Origin of the sequence: Microvirga aerilata, from assembly GCF_016743775.1 — a bacterium.
Lineage (GTDB): Bacteria > Pseudomonadota > Alphaproteobacteria > Rhizobiales > Beijerinckiaceae > Microvirga > Microvirga aerilata.
The window spans coordinates 1-19,490 of record NZ_JAEQMY010000023.1 but is presented as its reverse complement, the minus strand read 5'-3'; the positions used below and the strand labels follow the sequence as shown (position 1 = coordinate 19,490).

Genomic DNA, 19,490 nt, shown 5'->3' with positions numbered 1-19,490 from the left:
TGGCGCCGATCCATGAAACCAGCGCCACTCAAGGCATATCGATCAGGCAGTGAACTTCGCGTTGCCGAGGCGATATCGGGCGTATCCCGCCTTGACGTCAAAGCCGAGGTTGACCTTCGGGCTGCGCGCATAGACGAATGACAACGTGCATATCGTGAACGCAGGCATGTCCTGAAGGATCTTGAGCTCCGCTTCCCGGATGATGCCCTGGCGTTTCGCCAGGTTCCCTTCGGCGAGTGCACGGTCGAGGAGATCGTCAACGCCCGGTCCGCCGATAGCACCGTAGTGGCTGTAGTTCTGATCACCGCTCCCGTCGGGCTTAACCTCCGCGGCGCTGCGATAGTAGGTGACGGGTATCTGTGTCGAGACAGGTGCAAATGTGGAGGATTGCAGGACAACGGCGTTTACGTCCTTGTCCTTCTCGGCATGATAAGTCGTGTGGTCGATCGTTCGAATGGTCATGTCAACCCCGATCTGGCGCCACATGTCCTGTACCATCAGCATGATCGACGCGTAGTCCTCGCGCTGCGTCATGATGATCTCGAATTTCAAGCGGCTGTGGCCGGCTTCGGCAAGCAGGGCCTTGGCCTTTTCAGGATTGTAGTTGTAACGCAACTCCTCGGGCAGCTCGCCTTCCTTGAAGCCACCGGGAAAGTCAGGTGGATTGATGCCCCATGACGGACCGGCAATCCCACCGAACGCCGCAATGAGGACATCCCGGTTGATGCCGTACCGAAGGGCTTTGCGGACACGAATGTCATCAAACGGCTTCTTGCTCATGTTGAAGAAGAACGTCTTGATGCTGCCCGGACGCGTCTGGTCGATGATAACATCCGGCTTCTGCTGCTTCAACTGCTGAACCCAGCCGGGAAGTCGCGCGCCCTCGATGATATCGAGGTCACCTTTGAGAAGTGCCAGGGTTCGCGCAGTCGGATCGGACATGTAGCGAAACTCGACCGTCTCGATCTCCGGCTTCTTGCCGTAATAGTCCTTGAACGCCTTGAGCGTAACCGCCCCACCGGAGACCGGGCCTGCCAGCTCGTATGGTCCCGTTCCGATCGGGTTGCGCGCGTACTGCTCCATCGACATCGTCCCGGCGACACTCTTGGGGATGATGGACCCTATGATGGAGATCAGGCCGGAAGCGTGGAAATTCGGGTTCGGCTGCTTGAGGTTGAATTTTATTCGATACTTGTCGACAATCTCGACATTGTCGAGATCAGTGATGTAAACGCGCTGCGTCGAGCTGTTTGCGCGGTCCATGATGCTGTCATAGGTATACTTGACGTCTTCAGACGTCAGCTCGCCGGCATTCTTGTGGAACTTGACACCTTCTTTCAGCTTAACGGTCCAGCTTTTGCTGTCAGGCGATACTTCCCAGGACTCGGCAAGTTCCTTGATTACATCCTCATAGTCGAGATCGAATGTCCCGTAAGGCGGATCGAGCAATGAGTCGTAGATTTGCCGCTGGACGAAGTTGTCCGCATTCTGCACGCTTTTGCGCGGGTCCAACGAATTGACGTTGGTTGCCGACATGCCAATGCGAAGGGGTCTTTGGGATTGTGCGCCAGCACCTCCCGGAAGACCCATTACGACTGCTCCAGCCACGCCGCTCATCAAGAGTTGCCGTCTGTTCATTTTGCTCATGTGCTTCCTCCCAAAAATCACCTGTTAGAAACTGTCGACGTGAGTTGGCTCTCACTTCTTTTGTCAGCCATCCAATCGATGTTCATACACCTCGAGCGTTTGTTTCTCGATGAAGCCCCAATCGTATTGGACGCCCAGACCCGGACCTTCAGGCACGGCCACGCAGCCGTCCTTGCCGATGGCATCAAGAGCGTCGCTATACCCGCATGTGTAGAAATCCCCGGTGAAGCATCCTCGGCTTGGGCCGACCATGGACACTTCGTAGAAGTTGCTGTTCCGGATCGCTGACATGCATGCCCGCTGCGCCGGGCCGGGGGCATGCAGCTCGACATCGAGCCCGAGCGCCTCTGCAAGATGGGCGATCTTCATCACCCCGGTTATTCCCATATCGAAGTCCGGATCGGCACGGACAAAATCGGTCGCTTCCGCTATCAGAAGATTAGCCATGGCCTCGAGCCCTCGGACGTGCTCGCCGATGAGGAGAGGGGTCTTCAGCATCTGCTTCAGTTTACGATGGGCATGGTTCGAAAGACCGCCGTCGCTGTACGGGTCTTCGTACCAGTAGAAATTTGCCTCGTCACAGGCGCGGCCCACCAACAAGGCGTCTGCAAACGTGCGCAGATGGCAACCAGGATCCAGCATGAGCGCCATGCGGTCCCCCACCCGTTTTCCAAGCATCAGGACGTTGTCGGCTTCGCGGCGGGGATTGTCGTCCTTCCACCCATGAACCTTGAAAGCGCGGTAGCCGAGCTCGTAGCACTCCTCGGCGAATTCGGAGTAGTGCTCAGGCGTGTCGAGTCCGCCGCCTTCTCCGCCGTGCCAGGTGCTTGCATAGGCTGGCAACCGCCCCCGGCTGCCACCGAGCAATTCGCTCACCGACAGCCCCACGCGCTTTCCCGCAAGGTCCCAGAGTGCATTATCAAAAACGCCGACACCCATCCGGTCCGTCTTGCGGAGGTCTCTTTTGATGTTTTCGTAAAACAGTTCGCGCTCGAGGGCGCCATAGCCTATGAGGGCCTTGGCCGTTAGCCGTGCCTGTCCGAACATCGTGTCGTTACCGCCGATATACTCTCCCCGGCTGCCGTCCTTCGTGTCGATCCTCACGGCAAGACGAGTGCGGTTCGAGACGGCGCCCGGAAGGTCGATGCCGTGTTTCACGTTCTCCATTCTGTAGGAGAATATCCGCAACTCAACGCGTTCAATGACTGTTCCCCGCTTAGGCGCTTCCCGTCTGTTGCTCATCTGTGCTTCTTGTCCTCCCGTGCATACGACTTGCGTTGATCCATGGGCAGATGAGGGTCGACTGCCCGTTCTAGGACCGATCAACTTGAATTGCCCGACGTCGAAATTCCTCCAGGTCGACCTCCAGGCCGATACCTGGCAAGTCTCGAACTTGAAAATGGCCAGCGATTGGGCGCAGTGGATCTCTGAATATCCGTTGCTGCCGGTCTGTCGGGTCATTCAGTTCCGCTGGAAACGGCAGGTCCGGCTGCGCCGCGAGAAATTGCAGATTGGCGGCGTGACCGATCCCCGGCTGGGTCTGATGCGGCACGAGATCACATCCGTGCGCTGCCGCAAGGGCGGCGCACTCCGCGAGTCCGGTGAATCCGCCCATCTTGATAATGTCAGGCTGAAGAATGCCGATACCGGCGTTAATGAGGCCAAGGAGATCCTGGAGTGTGTAGCTTTGTTCACCGGCTGCGATTGCTATCCTGAGCTTCCTGGACAGAAACTCGAAACTTGATAGATCGAGATGGTCCACCGGCTCTTCGAACCAGATGTAGCCGAGGTCGCCGAGCGTTTCGCCTGCCCGGTACGCCGCGTTGCGGGAATAGCCATTGCTCGCATCGAAGGCTAGGGGGAAGTCGTCTCCGACGATCTTGCGCACGAGGCTTGCTTTCTTGAGATCAGTCTTGACGTCCAAGTCGCGCTGGTGGCGGGGGTGCTCCATCCTTATCTTCACCATTGTCGGAGCATATTTCATGCCAGCCTCAACAATGGCCTTAACTTCGTCGACCGGCTTCGGACCGAGACCACCGATCGACAGATAGAATGGCACGGCTTTCCGCGCGGCGCCACCAAGCAACTGGTGCACGGGTTGCCCCAACTGCTTCCCCTTAAGATCCCAAAGGGCAATGTCGATGGCGGCCAGTGCTGATGAGACAATGCCCTGCGGGCCAAGTTTAGCGTAGTTCCGGGAGAGGGTGCGATGGATGAGCCCGGCGTTAAGTGGATCCTTGCCAATCAATGACGCGGCAATCTTTTGGACAAATCCAATCGCAGGTAGGCCGTCCATCACAGGGGAGACCTCCCCGATCCCTATCCGGCCTTCGTCGTCCTTGATGAACAGCCAAGCGCTGGCGGCCGGGAAGTAGTCCTTGTCATCCCATGGAACATGGTAGCAGGAAATTTCTTCTATCATGACCATCTCCGACTGTCGATTATCGATAATCGATTTTTACAGAAACTGCAAGCCCCGGATGGGGATGTCACATTAACTGAGTATAGCCGTTAAAGAGACCTACGAGGCTGGCTTTTGCACCGGCCAAGTCGCTGATTTTCCTCGACACGCGATTTTTCGTTGACGAGTACAGAGCAGTATTCGCCGTTAATGTGACATCGCCCTCATGTCGCAGTGCATTCGAGAATCCGCGCACTGCAAACTTACTCGCTGAATAGGCGGTCTGCCCGGGAGGTGCAATGTTGCCGTAGATGCTCGACAGGTTGACAATGCAGGCATCGTCGCTCGCCCTCAAAGCGGGAAGGAAGGCCCGCGTCAGGCGCACCACGCCCCAGAAGTTAATCTCGAACAGCCACTCGAAATCCTCTTCGCTCACCTGCTCAAAGGTGCCACCAAGGGCCACACCAGCATTGTTGATCAGGAGGTCGACACCGAGATGTGTGGCTTGCACAATCTCGGGAAAGGCAGCAACGGCGTCTCGATCGGCTACGTCGAGGTGGTGGTGGGTCACGCGCAACCCGGGCTTGGCGATCAGCGCTAGCGTTTCTGCCAGCCCAGCATCGTTGATGTCTGCCAGAGCGAGATGGCAACCGCGCCGTGCCAGCGAGACCGCGATAGCGCGGCCGATGCCGCCGGCCGCTCCCGTCACCACTGCTGTCCTGCCCTTCAGTTCCATTTTGCGAGCCATGCCGCCGCTCCCGGTTTATGCCATCCGTCTATCACAACCAGGAGGTCCAAACTCCAGCGTACCGTCGGCAACCCTTCCAAACCTCAAGGCGGCCATGTCGAGGGCGTAGTTCTGATACAGCCGCCAGGGCCTCCGGGATCCCTGCTTGGGCAGGATTGCGGCAGCCCTTTGAATATATCCCGAGGTGAGGGGGATCGCAGGCTCCTCGACAACATCGTCCCGGCGACGCGGCACGCACCAGGCGTAGCCGTTGTGATCCATATAGTTGAGCAGACGACAGACATAGGCTGAGGTGAGTTCGCACTTCAGCGTCCAGGAGGCGTTGGTGTAGCCGATGGCACAGGCCAGGTTCGGTATGTCGCTGAACATCATGCCCTTGTAGAGAAGGGTCTTCGAGGGATTGACCGGTACGTCATCGACAGTGATCACCATGCCGCCCAGCAACTTGACCTTCAGCCCAGCGGCGGTCACGATGATATCGGCTGTAAGCTCCTCCCCCGAGCGAAGCTGCAGGCCGGTTTCGGTGAAAGCCTCGATGTCGTCGGTGACAATCGACACAGTTCCGGAGCGGATCGCCTGAAACAGATCGGCATCCGGGATCAGGCACAGGCGCTGGTCCCATGGATTGTACGTAGGGGTGAAGTGCCTGCCCACGTCGTAGTCCGGGCCGAGCTCCTGTTGTACGGCCTTTGTGATCTGTTGCCTCATACGCTCGGGGCTCACCCGCGCGAGGTTGTAGAAGAACATGCTTACGAGCACGTTCTTCCAACGCGCAAGGCCGTGGGACAGCCTTTCGGGCAGCCACCTGTGGAGCCAGTTGGCAACAGCATCCTGAGCGGGGAGAGAAACGACGTAGGTTGGCGAGCGCTGCAGCACGGTGACATGAGCGGCTGTTGCAGCCATGGCTGGGGCGAGCGTTACGGCTGTCGCGCCACTCCCGATGATGACCACCCGGCGGCCCTCGTAGTCCAGATTGCCCGGCCAGTGCTGCGGGTGCACGATGGGCCCATTGAAACGATTCATGCCAGGCCAGCCCGGCAGGTAACCTTCGCCGTAGTCGTAGTAGCCGCAGCAGATGTAGAGGAAACTGCAGGTGTAGCGGAGAGCCTGCTTCTCGGGCCCGACCTCCGCCACTATGGTCCATTGTGCGTCGGAAGAGGACCAAACGCTGCGTATGACGCGATGGCCAAACCGGATCTTGCGATCGATGCCATGCTCTTCGGCAGTGTCCCGAATGTACTGGAGGATAGACGGACCGTCAGTGATTGCTTTCTCGTGGCGCCAAGGCCGAAAGCTGTAGCCCAAAGTGTACATGTCCGAGTCCGAGCGAACGCCAGGGTAGCGGAACAAATCCCAGGTTCCACCGCTCTCCTCCCGAGCTTCCAGGACAGCAAAGGTCTTGGTCGGGCAACGGGTCTGCAGGTAATACGCGGCACCGATGCCGGAGAGCCCAGCTCCAACAATGAGCATGTCAAAATGTTGATCCCGCTGGTGTTCGATTGTGTCCTGCATTATGGCGTCTACACCCCCTGCCCCGCTGAGCCGATCCATCCCGAGTAAACTGTTCCTCTAACTCTACGTTTGTATGGCCGAACAGGCGTGACCCGATAACTTCCGTGACAAAGAGGACAGGGGTGGTGGCATTTGCTACCCAATTGCGGGCTGACTAGTTGTCCGGCTCGAAGATGATCCCGCTCTACGCCCAGAGAATTTAGGTCACCGCGAAGCTCACGGTGCGCTGCCGCGGGCGATGCTGGGCGGCGCTTCTGGCAAGGTTACGCCAGTGACCCTACCTCGTAGTCGGGGAGTGAGGTGATTGGGATCTTCGGAGCACTGAAGAGCCCAGACGCATGGGACGGGAGCAGAGGTCTGGGTGCACTTCCGGGAATCGTCCTTTCAGAGTATCGCTCTAGCTTTATCAGCAACGGGTGGTTCCTGAGAGGGAGCTCAAGATGTTCAACCTGACGCGGGGGCTCGCAGCCCTGCTGGTGACTGTAGGGATTCTGGTCTCAGGAACATGGAGCGCCCGTGCCGAGACGGAGGTCGATTTGGCCCTGGTGCTGGCGGTCGACGTGTCTCTGTCCATGGAGCCGGATGAGCAGGAACTCCAGCGGCAGGGCTTCGTGGAGGCGTTCCGCTCGCCCGAGGTGCACGAGGCCATCGGCAAGGGCATGCTGGGGCGCATCGCGGTGGTGTACGTTGAATGGGCTGGGGCCGGGTACCAGCAGGTTGTTGTGCCCTGGACCGTGATTGAGCACCCGGCCGACAGCCATGCCTTTGCGGCTCGTCTGTCGGGGAGCACCATTCAGCGTTTCGGTTATACGTCCATCTCCGGCGCCATTGATTTCAGTCTCTGGCAGTTGCGTGTGAGTGGCGTAGAGCCTGTGAGGCAGGTGATCGACATCTCGGGCGATGGCGCCAACAACCAGGGGCGCATGGTGACCGCAGCCAGAGACGAGGCGGTGGCGCAGGGGATCACCATCAACGGTCTGCCGCTCATGCTGAAGCGGCCTGACGGCGCATGGGACATCGACAACCTCGACCTGTACTTCCACGACTGCGTGATCGGAGGGCCGGGCGCCTTCATGATCCCGGTGCGGGAGAAGGCGCAGTTCGCAGGGGCGATCCGGATGAAGGTCGTGCGCGAGATTGCCGAGAGGCCGCAGATCCAATCCCTTGTTCAGCCGACTCAGGCGGACGCACGGGCCAACTGCCTGGCCGGGGAACTCCGGCAACGGCAGCGGTTGGGGAACTGAATGTCTGCGTGAGTCGCCGAGGGGCAATGCCTGCCTGCGCCACCCTGCTCACGGGTGCAGCATGGGCATCAGTTCGTGAATGTGCCGGACGAAGGCGGCCAGGCTTGGGGATGAACTGCCCGTGGTCCAGGATCTCGTCAGGATGCATTCGGGCATAGCCTGAGCAAATCAGCAGCGACACATGCGGCCAGCGCTGATGAACTTGCTCAGCCAAGACTACCCCGTCCATCATGCCTGGTAGCCGGACCATCGCAGCCCGCCCACCGCGGTCCTGGAGGCACTCAAACGCCGCCTCCGCGCTCTCGACCTCCACAACGTCCACTTCGGTTTCCTCCAGCAGGGGTCAGCCTAGCCGCAGAAATGCGGCCCTATGCCTTTGCCGCGCCCAAAGTGTCGGCCATGGTGGCGCCGCGCCCACCCATCGGCTTCTCGGGTCCTTCCGTGGTGTCCTTTGCCGTCTGGTGCTCCATCTCGGCGTTGATCTCAGCCCCGAGCAGCACAACGATGCTCGAGATCCAGATCCACGTCATGAAGCCAATGACGGCCCCTAGCGAGCCATAGGTCTCGTTGTAGCTGCCGAAGTTGGCCACATACCAGGAGAACAGCATCGACACGACAAGCCACAGCACGGCCGCAACAATGCCGCCTGACGTGACCCACTTCCACTCGGCCTTGTCACGGCTCGGGCCGTAGCGGTACAGCACGGCCAACCCGGCAATCACCACAGCAAGCAGAACCGGCCAGCGAGCGATGGCGAGCAGCCATTCGACACCGCTGCCGAGGCCGACGACATCCAGCACGACGGGCAGGACCACGATGCCGGCCAGGGCGAGGAGCAGGAAACCGACGGCCGCCAGCGTGAAGGTGAGCGACCCGAGGTTCAGCTTCACGAAGCTGCGCTTCTCCTCCTCGTCATAGACGATGTTGAGCGCGTCGAAGATTGCCTTCATGCCCGCGTTGGCGCTCCACAGCGACACGGCCAGGCCGATAATGAAGCTGAGACCGAGGGTCCCCTCGCCCGCTGAGGCAATGCGGACCACCTGCTCGCGGATGATGTCGAGGGCGCCGCCCGGGAGAACGCCGGAGAGTGCCGTCAGGTGATCCTGGATCGTAGCTGGATCAGCAAACAGGCCGTAGACAGACATCAGGGCGCCCAGCGCCGGAAACAGAGCCAAAAGGGCGTAGTAGGTCACGCCCGCGGCCACTGACATGAGACGGTCCTGGCCAAATTCCTCATACGTGCGCCACAGGATGTCCTTCCATCCCTTGGCCGAGATCTCAACCGGTGTGGCTGCCTCACGTCCACGCCCCGGCTCTGAGGCTGTGGCTTCCGGCGCATGCTGGCTTGGGTCCTGTGCTCGGCCTTGCCGGTCGGTCTGCGGCATGTGATTGGGTTTCCGGGCTCGCACCCTCGCAGTCGCCGTGCTCCCGCCGGCCACGAGTCGGACTAGGACCATCCCAGCCGCAGCAGCCAGCAGCGTGGATGTCATGGACGAAGCGGGGTGGCTGTGCGGATCCTGGGACGGAGGCGTTGCAATGGGCATGACGGATGTCGAACTCTGAGGCAGCGAACTGGCGAGGTAGGCTTGGCCGTTAGGGTAACCGCAACCTTGTGAGGTATGTTCCATTGTGGCCTGCTCCAGCTCTCGCCGCGGATGCTTCCCCAGCAGCAGGAATGCTCCTGGGCTGTTGGTGAGTGCAAAGCGCAAGTGCAGACCTGAATGGACCGACTGTCAGTGCGGTATCCGTTGGAACGTCGGGTGAAGCGACACGGTTGTTTCGGCATCGCGAGCCACCCAGAAGGGCCGCGCTCAAGGACGAGGAACACACGCCATGACTCACCGCTTCGGGATTGGCCAGCTTGTGCGGCCAAAGGAACGCCTTCTTGAGAACACCGGGATCTATGAGATCCTGCGTGTTCTGCCCTCCGGACCGGACGGTGAACCACTCTACCGGATCAAGGCAGCAACGGGGCCAGTCCAACGCGTTGTACGTGAAGCTGACCTCGTGCCTGCATCGGCTTCCGCGCAACGGACGGGGTGAACGGGGCGGATTACATCAAGGCGGGTTACTCACCTGTACCCCCTGCCAAGACCCCGGTTGTGGAGCACCACGGCTTACGCCTGCCGGACGGACCCTGCCTAAAATAGCCTCTACCTGCTTGTTGGAACAAAGCTCTCGTGTTGCTCTGGTCGGATGGCCCAGCCTCTGGACACCTTCGCCGCAGTCCTGCGTTGATCAGGCATGCAGTACATCTGTGATGCTCCAGGCTCGAAGACCTGGTTTCGGATCGAGACTGAAGGTGAAGCCGCGCTCGAGTCGGATGTGATGGGCCATGTGGTGGAGAAGCACTTCCGCCAAGCGTGGGAAGCCGCAACGAGCACCTACCGCTCATCCTCCAGCTCATTTGTTGAGCAGAACATTGGCCTCAAGGCCCACGTTCAGCGTGTCATGCCTCTGTTCCTGACGTTGCGCAGTGCGGAGGGAGCAGCCCTCGTGACAGCTATGCTGCCGCCAGCCAGGCGCTATGACCCGGCTTTCAGGATCATCCTTGTGGGTCCTGAGAACCGGGATCCCTACCCTGAGCATGCGGAGGCCATTCGCAAGCTAGGGGAGCACTTCGGCCTCACCCTCGAGCGCGCCCGGTGCTACCCCTATGCTGGAATGGCTCCATCCCGAAAGTAAGTTCTCCGCCACAAGCGTCCTCCTGCCGTTGAGAACACAAGTTGGAGGCTATCGGCGTTAGAAGGATCCGCCATGCTGCGGGCTCACGCACTCTCGTCGAGAACCTTGCGCACTGTAGCCGGCGACAGTCCAAAGTGCTTGCCACCTGATTGGGTGCCACCCCGGCCAGAAGGGCTGCCCACACGGCCTTGCGCTGCCCCTCGTGCAGCACCGATGAGGCCTTGCCAGATTTTGAGGGCTTGTTCTGGCGTTTGGGGCTTGAAATCAGATGCTTGAGTGACAGGCTGTCCTGTTTTGCCGCCTCCTCCAGCTCCGGCCGGGTCCCCCTGCCCTTCTTTAGTCGGCGCTGCACTTCCTCAAGGACGCGACCGAGCTGCTGGGCTAGTTGTGCGTCAGACACGCTGACAAGCTCCGGCGACTTGGCCGAACCGGAAGTCAGTTCGGACGAAGGTGTCGGGATGGTCAGGGTGTACTCGAACAGGTCGAGAGTGCGGGGCGAAAATCCCTTGGATGGCATGCAGTTTATATGGGGACTCGGCCACCCGTATCCAAGCAGATCTGGTATATTGGGGACCTTCAGGAGGCGCGAGATGGCGCGTGCTCAACTCTCTGGAAACCGAAGTCCTGCTGGCCCGGCGCGATCGGGAGATCTGCATTGAAACGGCAGACTGCTTGGTTTCCAGCGGCATCAAGGTCATTGAGGTCGCCAACATCGACGAGGCTCTCAGCTGCCTTAAATGCCGCAGCGACATCCAATTACAGAAATCGACATGCCCGGCTGGCCTTAGTGGGCTCGACCTCGCAGACTTTGAAGTGCCCCCTCCAACCCGGTGAAATCACAAGCGCGAAGCATTCGCTCATGTTACAGTAGGCACAGTTGCGTTCTTCATTCTCAATTGTCCAACATACCAAGCGAGCTCAGGCTTCATGGCTCGGGTGCTCTGACAAGTGGCAGCAATCCAGTCGGAAACTCTCGGATTGAAGGTGAAGCGAGATGAACCTGAACAGCCTCAGCACCCTCGTCTGTGCTGCCGTCATGACCCTTCTGCTGGGTGAGTTTCTCCCAATGGAACGCACCTCAGGGCTCTTCACCCCTGCCGCGGCACAACCGGCGGATCAGCCCCTCACCACGGCCGCTCCCATCCAGCTCCCGTCGAACGTCGTCCCTGAACACTACGACATCTTTGTGAGACCGGATGCCGGGAGCCTAAGGTTCGATGGCTCTGTGCGGATTACCGTCTCGGTGCGCGAGCCCACCTCCGCGATCGTGCTGAATGCCGCTGACCTGCAGCTGAAGCGTGCTGTGCTGAGATCAAGCCCGGAGCAGCTCGCCGCTATCGCGCTGCATCCCGAGCAGCAAACCGCCACTCTGACATTTGGCCAAACGATCGAGCCTGGGACCTATGAGGTTGCAATCGACTACGAGGGAAGGATCAGCGAGAACGCTGACGGCCTGTTTGTGGCAAAGTACGGCTCGCCAGAGGCTCCCAAGCGGATGCTTGCAACCCAGTTCGAGCCGGTCAGTGCCCGCCGCTTCGTGCCCTGCTGGGACGAGCCCGCTCGCAAAGCCACCTTCTCCCTCTCGGTGGCCGTTCCCAAGGGTGAGGTCGCAGTCTCAAACATGCCCGTGGAGGAGATTGCCGAACTGGACGGGGAACGGCACAGGGTCCGGTTTCAACGAAGCCCTAAGATGTCGTCTTATCTGCTGTTCCTGGGGATGGGAGATCTGGAGCGTCTCGAGAGAACAGTCGGCTCCACAAAGCTTGCTGTTGTTGCCCGCAAGGGCAGCGCATCTAAAGGTCAGTTCGCTCTCGACAGTGCCGAACAGCTGCTCGGGTACTTCAACGGGTACTTTGGCGTGCCCTATCCCCTGCCCAAGCTTGACATGATTGCGGTTCCTGGTGGCGGCGGCTTTTCGGCCATGGAGAACTGGGGCGCCATTCTCTACTTCGAGAACGCCCTCTTGGTGGACCCTGCCCTGTCGCCGGAATCCGCGCGGCAACGCGTCTTTGTGGTCGTCGCCCACGAGATGGCGCACCAGTGGTTCGGCAATCTGGTGACCATGCAATGGTGGGATGATCTCTGGCTCAATGAAGGCTTTGCCTCCTGGATGGAGAACAAAGCCACCGATCGCTTCCATCCCGAGTGGATGATGTGGCTCCAATCTGAGTCTGGTCGGCAGAGAGCCATGCGGCAGGATGCAAAACGCACCACCCACCCTGTCATACAGCCGGTGATCAGGGGGGATCAGGCAACCCAGTCGTTTGATGAGATCACCTATCGCAAGGGGCAGGCGGTCATCCGCATGCTTGAGAGCTATCTTGGGCCCGAGGCCTTCCGGCGCGGTATCCGGAGCTACATGCAACGCTACCCCTACCAGAACGCCATCACGGACGACCTGTGGGCCGAACTGGAGAAGGCCGCCGGTCAGCCGGTCAAGCCGATCGCGGATGACTTCACGCGCCAGCCCGGGGTTCCCCTCATCTCGGTCCAGGACGTCAAAGCGGCAGGATCCCAGACAACGATCACTCTCAGGCAGGAGCGCTTTGGGGTGGATGACAGCGCACGCGATCTGCTCGTGTGGCGCACTCCGGTCTCTGCTGCCGCTATTGGCGTTGGAATGCTGCCTGCCGCCCAGGTGATTGCAGGCCCCTCCCCCAGCTTCATCTCTGTCCCTGGAGCGCTACCGATCAAGATCAACGTTGGTCAAACCGCCTACTACCGCAGCCACTATCCCCAGGAGGCGTTTCTTGCGCTGGCAGAGCGCTTCAGCCTGCTGTTACCGGCTGACCAGCTGGGACTACTTTATGACAGCTGGGCTCTGGGTGAGGCAGGGCTCACGCCCCTTACAGATTATCTCGCGTTGATCCGGAAAGCTCCGCCTGATGCTGACTCAGCGGTGTGGCGGCAGATTATTGAGACCTTGATGTCCATTGACCGGCTCTACGCGCGGCAGGCCGAGCAGACTACATTTCGCGCTTTCGCACGCACCACCTTGGCGCCGCTCTTGGCGCAGGTTGGCTGGGATACAAGGCCTAAGGAGCCTGACATCAGGGCTATCCTGCGTGAGGATCTTCTGAACGCCCTGGGGCAGTTCGGGGAGCCTGCTGTGATGGCAGAGGCCCGCCGTCGCTTCGATGCCTTCGTGGCCGATCCAAAAAGCCTGCCTGCGGCAATCCGGTTGCCAACGTTGAGAGTGGCGGCCCTTTCCGCCGATCCGGTTCTGTACGGGACCATGCACGAGCTTGCGACCAAGGCTGCCGACCCTCTTGAGAAGGATCAACTCTTTGGTGCGCTCGCCTTGGCCGAGGATCCCGCCCTGGCCCGTCGCACGCTTGAGATCGCCCTGAGCAATGAGCCCTCAAGGGCAACAGGCCTGCGCATGATCATGAGGGTGGCCACTGGCAATCCGGATCTGGCTTGGCAATTTGCCCTCGAGCATCTGGATGCCCTCAACGCCCGGCTTGATGCACTCCAGCGCTATGACTTTGTGCCTTCTCTCGCAGCGCAGTCCACGACCCCGCACCGCCTTGGGGAGCTTCGACGCTTTATTGATGAGAACGTACCGGCAGAGTTCCGCCAATCGGCTGAGCGGCTTTATGCCGATCTAAACTTCCGCCTGGAGGTGAAAACGGAGCGCCTGCCACAGATCACCCAGTGGCTTGCCGCGCAAGGCATCGTTCCCCAAGCTGCACAGGTCCCGCGCCAATGAGAGTCACCATGTGCACTAAAGCATGACCAGCAGAAGATCCAATCTCACTTGATCGCGAGGCGTTCCGATGAAAGCCGGCCATAGCATAAAGACGCCTCCTTTTGAGCAGCTTTTACGGTATCGCGATAATCTTGAGATCCGAACAGTTCTTTGCGGTCGAGCGCTAGTCGTGGCGGCCGCATCTTGTTAACTGATCAGTTCGAAGTGCTTATCTGATGATCATGATGCGCTATGGGTAAATCCCGACTTGCACTTCTTGCCGTCTCTGCAATTCCGATCTGGTTGTACTTCCAGCTCTTTCGGGAGATGCTGATTGATGACACTCTCATCACGCTCCAGTACGCCCGGACGCTGCGGGATTACGGCGTTTGGGGCTTCTTTCCATGGGAAGTGACAAACACAGCAACCTCGCCGCTCAATGTGATCCTGACCGCAGCCATAGGCTTTGGCGTACACGACCTTGTTCAAGCAGCCTTAACCCTCGCGACCCTGGAAGCAGTAGCCCTCCTTGTTCTCCTCCTGCTTCTTTCGAAGCACATTACGTCCAGCTCTGCCTTTGGTGCGTTCGCTTTTCTTGCTGTTGTCGGTAATCCGCTTCTTCTATCAACGATTGGCCTTGAGCCCCTGCTCTACATCACACTGTTGGTCGCCTGTGTCTTTGCATTCCTGACTCAACACTATACCTCCGTTGCCATCCTCTCAGCCCTGCTGACACTGACGCGCCCCGATGGGGTTCTGCTGTTCCCGATTATGATGATCGCTGCCCTGCTCCGCTATCAGGCTTCAGAGAATTTGCGGCCAGGTCAGCCTCGGGAGGAAGCTACCCCCAGGTGGCGTGCACAACTCAGGCTCATAGCCCGACTGGGTCTTGTGTATGCTCTCTGCTTAGCTCCGTGGTACATATTCTCCTGGATTCACCTGGGGTCAATTGTTCCAAGTACGTTTGGGATCAAGCTGAGCCAGAGCGGCACATGGGGCGGCTTCAACTTCGCCCATGGTGCCCTGCTGTACTTCCTCCGGTATCCGCAGGAGACCCTGTTTTCCCTCCTGCTGATGCCTTTTGCTGTTCTTTGCCTCAAGCTTGAAAACAGGCAGGCCGTGCTTGCTGCGGCGCTGCTCTGTGCCTTTAGCGCCACTTACTTTGCTGCCTATGCGGCCTTGGGAGTGCCGCCCTACCACTGGTACTTCGTTCCGGTCGTGATCCCGGGTGTGATACTTGGTGTCCTCGGCCTCCTCACTGCAGCCGAGCAGCTGAATGCTGCACGCCATAGTCTCATCAGAAGCACTGCGGTGATCTTGTCACCCGCTGCGGTAGTGTTTGGCCTGATTTATCTCTTTGGGCGAGGAGATTTGCTGACGCAGCCGCCAATCCACACGAATTGGGCTACGCATCAGCAGTATCGCGAGATCGGCTTATGGCTGCACAGCCATGTGGAGCCTGATGCTAATGTCCGGGTCTATGGGGGTGATAAGCAAGTCTCTGGCGAGATCGGCACCATGGCGTTTTACGCTGAGCGACGCTTGGCGGATGTTTTCAGTTGTCGCCTTGCAAACCACCGAATCTTGGAGGAGGCCAGAACCCTGAGGGGCCTGCAAGGGGCTCTCATGCGCGCAAACTTCTTTTGGCTGCGCGCCGACACAGCTTGCGTCCTGGCGAAGTATGAGCTGCACATGGGCAGCCGTGCTGGTCCACCCACAGGCGTCTTGCCTGATGTCCTGAAGTGGTGGGAGATCAACACTCACTGGGTTCCCGAGGGTCGAGTAGTACTCACACGGTCCGAGACGCCCAACGTAACTGGCTCTGAAACAGCTCCATTGCAGAAGAGCTCTCCGTAACCACACATGTCAGCTGCTGGCATCAAGACAGATTTCTTCAACTTTGCGATCGCTGAGTCGTCTCATGGGATCGTGGCCCTGGCTGAGTAAGTGACGCGTCCATCCTAAAGGGCAGCGGCCTCTGGGTCCGTGTCCCCTTCGCTCCGCATGCAATCATTGCTACGACTAAGGTCAGCTGCGGGCCTTGAGGAGTGCCGTGCGATGCGACTGGGCGCCCATGCGGAAACTTTCCTGGAGCGGCTCGCCTTCCGGCTGAACCTCGGCCCGAAGCCGCTGGCCTATACTCAGGCCGCATTTCAGTTTGCCCGGATCATCATGGCGGCCTCCAAGGCGGGCCTGTTTGAGGCCCTGCACGATGGCGGGCGCACGGACTAGGAGATCGCGGCCGCGCGCAGCATAGACCCTCAAGCGACCGAGAAGGTGCTCGACGCGCTTCTGGTTCATAGGAGCCGGGCTGCTGACATCAAGACCACCCGGGGCAAGGAATTGACGGCCAATCAAGTCATGCGTGTGCTGGACAGGGCTGGCGCAGGGGCACGAGGTGGGTTGGGCTTCAATCCTATCCCAGCGACTTCACGTTATAGATTGCCGCTAGAAAGCTGACACTCACCCTTCATGTGCTTCGCGATGGCCGACATGACACTGCCCAGAGAGACGAAATTGGCAGCCTCCATTCCGGCCAGCCTGGAGTTACCGTCCGCTTGGATGGTGAACAGCGACGGGGAGACTTCAGTAATGGTTCCAAGAGGGCGCCTGAGCCTGTCGCTCAACATCCAAGTGCCTGGTTTGAACTCCGCAGGTGTCACGACCACATCCACGGCGGCTTCTCCGTCAAGGCAGGATAATTCTTGCGTCATGACGTAAGCTGTCAAGCCATGTCTCGCCGGCTACCGTGGGGCATGAAAAAGCTTCGTCGGGATTGGATTGAACGGGGCTGAAGTCTACGGAGGCGGTCAAAAGGTTGAGGGTGAGGGCTTGCCTCCGCACCGATATAGCTCCCAGTTGCTGGAGTAGGTTGTATCGGTCTTCTCTGCCCTAATGACTATAGCTCCCGAAGGATTGCATTGGACCGAGCGATGTCGCCGTCCCGGTCGCACACGTAGACTGCCCCACTCCGCTCACTTGTGACAAAGCGGTTCTGCGCTGGGCAGTTCGCAACCTCGATGGCAACAATGCCGAGCAGAAAAACTACGCTATACCAAATCACCAACCTGACGAAGGCATATAGAACAAGCTCAAGGTAGCGCATCACGCAAGCCAGGGTATCCGACCAAGCTCTCCGCAGTCCCGCACCAGCATCATACTACGGGTTGGGTCTTCCAGAGCAGCTCGCAGGCACATCTTAACAGAGTGTAAGCTCCACTGCTCTATTCCATGCTCATTCCGCATGGCAGAGGCGATCACTTTCAGGTCGAGCGACTCAAGGTTGGCCTTGATGCGGTTTATGGCTGGTACGAACGCAATGCCGAACTGGCTGGCTGCGTGCTGCGGGATGTCGAATATCATCCGCTGACGAAGAAGATCGTTGGGCTGTGGTTCGGACCATCCATGGCGGCCTATCAGGATCCATCATTGCCTCCCTTGCTGGCTGGTGCCTACATGTCTGGGCTATCTATGGCTGAGTACGGGTTCCTAGCCCCCTCAGTGCCGGTGGGGATGCGGGTGCTGCTGGTAGTGCTGCCGGAGCAGGTCCTTGCCATAGTCGTTTCCATTTGGGGTCCGGACGATGCTGTGGATGTGCTGCCGCGTCGGTTTTCCCCGCTCCACGCCCGGCATGTTGATGTGCGGCTGGTGGTCGAACTCAATGAGGACCACGGGGCTCTGGACCCGATAGTAAAAGACGCTGTCGGCTGTCGTTTCCCCGATCCAGGCAAAGTGCGTCGCATCCAGATGCTGACGAACCTCGTCCATTTTCACTTGGGCATGCCCATCGCGCAGGTTCGCAACATGCTCCTGGATCAGGTCCAGCAGGGTGTCCTGTTGTGCGGCCGATAGATCTGCTGCACGGATGCCGGCATAGTCGAGGACTACGTTGTCCTTGAACGCCTCGGCCACATTGTTCTGGCCCCGTTTCGACGTTTGAAGGACAGCGTGCTTTCGCTGGTCATCGTTAAAAGCATTGATCAGCGCCAGCCCCTTTGCCTGCTCCCGCTGCAGCACGGCTGTTCCTCGGTACTTTCCGGAGGTCGCGGTGACCGGCTCGGAGCCCATGAAGGTCGGGGTCATAACCACCTGATCGCCCATGACGAAGTAGTTGATGATGAGGTGGTGCCCGTCGAGCTGCCATCCCCATGGCTCGGAGGCATGCGGCTCGCCCATTAGCGTAATCCAGTAGCGTCCTTCGCCATACTCCTCGAAGTTGTTACCGTTGAGTTCCCCAAGGGTATGGTTCAGGCGCATGATGTCCTGCGATTGCTGAAGTCCCTTAGCACTGAGTGAGGCTCGCAACAGGTCTATGGCCACTTGGCGCTGGGCCTCGCTCATCTCAGAAAGGCTGACACCTTGGCGCACATAGAAGTGCTGGTTCATCCACTTGCGCCATTCATCATCGTTCACCGGGAACAAGGTCTTGGCGCGCTGGTCAGGAGAGAGGACGGCTAGGAAGGCTGACGCAGCCTGCCGCACGGGCTCGGTGGAAACGCCGCTCGAGCGGACGGCAAACAGGCTTGGAATGATCTGACCGTCTCTGGTAACGCCCTTGAATGTCTCTGCCAGGCCCCGAGCCTCCGCCTCCTGCGACATGCGCCGGAACCGCTCGGCCCGCTCTGAGGCCGTGCCTTGGGACTGGGCGGCTGGACTTCCCATCACGGCTAGGATCAGGAGGCCCCCAAGCAGGATGGGCTTGGTTGAAAGGCGGGATTCAGATGAGATTTTCATGAGCTCTCAATCCCTAGTACGCACGCCAAGGTTGGTGCATCGCGAGGGATCAGGCAAATGAACAATTGTTGATGTTCAAGGATCTGCTCGGCGCCACCGCCACCGCGCCTCCTCAGTTCATTGGTCCAAACCTGGGGCGCGGGAGGAGAGGCCGAGCTGGAACTGTGAGCACAAGCTCCGATAGTAGATGACATCAGAAATGAACAAAAGCATGTGAACGGAAGCGGCAGCATTCCAAGCAATCGTCAGACATCAGCCTCAGCGCCCCGCCGACTGTGTCAGGTAGCCTCGCTCGTGCGTTAGCCGGATAACGCCACAGTTTGGGGAGGGGCTCGTGGTCGGTCGGGCACACCATTCAGCCCCTACGACGAGCGCACGATGGAATTGAGGAGCCCCCCTCCTGACCCCATTCGTTTGCCTCCGCACCGGACTGTGCGGAGACATGGACCGCGGAAGCCAACCCCGATCCGGATCTCCACCACCACGTGGCGGCTGATCCTGTTCGGCCTAGCCGCCCTGCTGGTGCTGATCCTATGGGCTGTGCCCGTCGTACCTGCCGTGGCTCTCGCCGGCTTCGCAGTGGCCCTGGTGCTGTCCTTCCCGGTCCACCTGTTCGCCCAGTACGTTCCGCGCGGCTTGGCCATTCTGCTCTCGTTCCTGATCCTGCTTGCTGTGCTGCTCTTGCTCGCCTACATCCTCCTGCCCCTGATCGTATCCCAAGCGGGCGCCCTCGTGGCGGCCCTGCCCAACCTAGCACTACAGTTGCACCTCCTGCGCATGGGTTCATAATCTCCTGATCTGACACAGGAGGCTGCCATGACGGGTGTA

General features: G+C 59.5%; 15 protein-coding genes. 7 read left to right on the top strand and 8 right to left on the bottom strand.

The window, feature by feature from the left end; translation table 11 throughout:
• Window positions 1-42: 42 nt before the first annotated feature.
• From JKG68_RS16180 to JKG68_RS16160, 5 genes are all read right to left on the bottom strand, one after another.
• Window positions 43-1,647 (bottom strand): ABC transporter substrate-binding protein, encoded by a 1,605-nt coding sequence (locus JKG68_RS16180; RefSeq protein ID WP_202061430.1) that lies wholly within the window; start codon window positions 1,645-1,647, stop codon window positions 43-45.
• 63 nt (window positions 1,648-1,710) lie between these two features.
• Window positions 1,711-2,814: an enolase C-terminal domain-like protein gene (locus tag JKG68_RS16175; RefSeq protein ID WP_246515501.1), complete on the bottom strand. Its 1,104-nt coding sequence runs from the start codon at window positions 2,812-2,814 to the stop codon at window positions 1,711-1,713.
• 145 nt (window positions 2,815-2,959) lie between these two features.
• Window positions 2,960-4,069, bottom strand: coding sequence for a mandelate racemase/muconate lactonizing enzyme family protein (locus JKG68_RS16170; RefSeq protein WP_202061426.1), 1,110 nt, complete (start codon window positions 4,067-4,069; stop codon window positions 2,960-2,962).
• Window positions 4,070-4,136: 67 nt separating this feature from the next.
• On the bottom strand, window positions 4,137-4,796 hold the full coding sequence (locus JKG68_RS16165; RefSeq protein WP_246515499.1) for an SDR family NAD(P)-dependent oxidoreductase: 660 nt from the start codon (window positions 4,794-4,796) through the stop codon (window positions 4,137-4,139).
• Window positions 4,797-4,811: 15 nt separating this feature from the next.
• Window positions 4,812-6,266, bottom strand: coding sequence for a flavin-containing monooxygenase (locus JKG68_RS16160; protein ID WP_281399141.1), 1,455 nt, complete (start codon window positions 6,264-6,266; stop codon window positions 4,812-4,814).
• A gap of 482 nt (window positions 6,267-6,748) precedes the next feature.
• On the opposite strand from JKG68_RS16160, the gene JKG68_RS16155 reads away from it, so the two are divergent.
• Window positions 6,749-7,552, top strand: a complete 804-nt coding sequence (locus tag JKG68_RS16155; RefSeq protein WP_202061422.1) for a DUF1194 domain-containing protein — start codon at window positions 6,749-6,751, stop codon at window positions 7,550-7,552.
• A gap of 368 nt (window positions 7,553-7,920) precedes the next feature.
• Here the strand turns inward: JKG68_RS16155 and JKG68_RS16150 are convergent, their stop codons facing one another.
• On the bottom strand, window positions 7,921-9,042 hold the full coding sequence (locus tag JKG68_RS16150) for a YihY/virulence factor BrkB family protein (protein WP_376773163.1): 1,122 nt from the start codon (window positions 9,040-9,042) through the stop codon (window positions 7,921-7,923).
• 754 nt (window positions 9,043-9,796) lie between these two features.
• Here JKG68_RS16150 and JKG68_RS16145 point away from each other — a divergent pair.
• The 5 genes from JKG68_RS16145 (at window position 9,797) to JKG68_RS16125 (ending at window position 16,160) form a co-directional block, all read left to right on the top strand.
• Complete coding sequence (locus JKG68_RS16145; RefSeq protein ID WP_202061418.1) at window positions 9,797-10,237, top strand: hypothetical protein; 441 nt, start codon at window positions 9,797-9,799, stop codon at window positions 10,235-10,237.
• 597 nt (window positions 10,238-10,834) lie between these two features.
• On the top strand, window positions 10,835-11,071 hold the full coding sequence (locus JKG68_RS16140; protein WP_202061416.1) for a hypothetical protein: 237 nt from the start codon (window positions 10,835-10,837) through the stop codon (window positions 11,069-11,071).
• A 160-nt stretch (window positions 11,072-11,231) separates the two neighbouring features.
• Window positions 11,232-13,949: a M1 family metallopeptidase gene (locus tag JKG68_RS16135; protein ID WP_202061414.1), complete on the top strand. Its 2,718-nt coding sequence runs from the start codon at window positions 11,232-11,234 to the stop codon at window positions 13,947-13,949.
• 231 nt (window positions 13,950-14,180) lie between these two features.
• Window positions 14,181-15,785, top strand: a complete 1,605-nt coding sequence (locus tag JKG68_RS16130; RefSeq protein ID WP_202061412.1) for a hypothetical protein — start codon at window positions 14,181-14,183, stop codon at window positions 15,783-15,785.
• A 201-nt stretch (window positions 15,786-15,986) separates the two neighbouring features.
• Entirely contained in the window at window positions 15,987-16,160 is a 174-nt protein-coding gene (locus JKG68_RS16125) for a hypothetical protein (protein WP_202061411.1), read from the top strand.
• 203 nt (window positions 16,161-16,363) lie between these two features.
• Here JKG68_RS16125 and JKG68_RS16120 read toward each other — a convergent pair whose 3' ends face one another.
• The gene (locus JKG68_RS16120; RefSeq protein WP_246515498.1) at window positions 16,364-16,657 is read right to left on the bottom strand and encodes a hypothetical protein; all 294 of its coding nucleotides are present in this window, start codon (window positions 16,655-16,657) and stop codon (window positions 16,364-16,366) included.
• 769 nt (window positions 16,658-17,426) lie between these two features.
• The gene (locus JKG68_RS16115) at window positions 17,427-18,662 is read right to left on the bottom strand and encodes a DUF3500 domain-containing protein (RefSeq protein WP_202061410.1); all 1,236 of its coding nucleotides are present in this window, start codon (window positions 18,660-18,662) and stop codon (window positions 17,427-17,429) included.
• Window positions 18,663-19,094: 432 nt separating this feature from the next.
• Between JKG68_RS16115 and JKG68_RS16110 the strand changes: the two genes are divergently transcribed.
• Window positions 19,095-19,451 carry a hypothetical protein gene (locus tag JKG68_RS16110; RefSeq protein ID WP_202061409.1) on the top strand — a complete coding sequence of 119 codons (357 nt, stop codon included), beginning with the start codon at window positions 19,095-19,097 and terminating at the stop codon, window positions 19,449-19,451.
• Window positions 19,452-19,490: the final 39 nt, after the last annotated feature.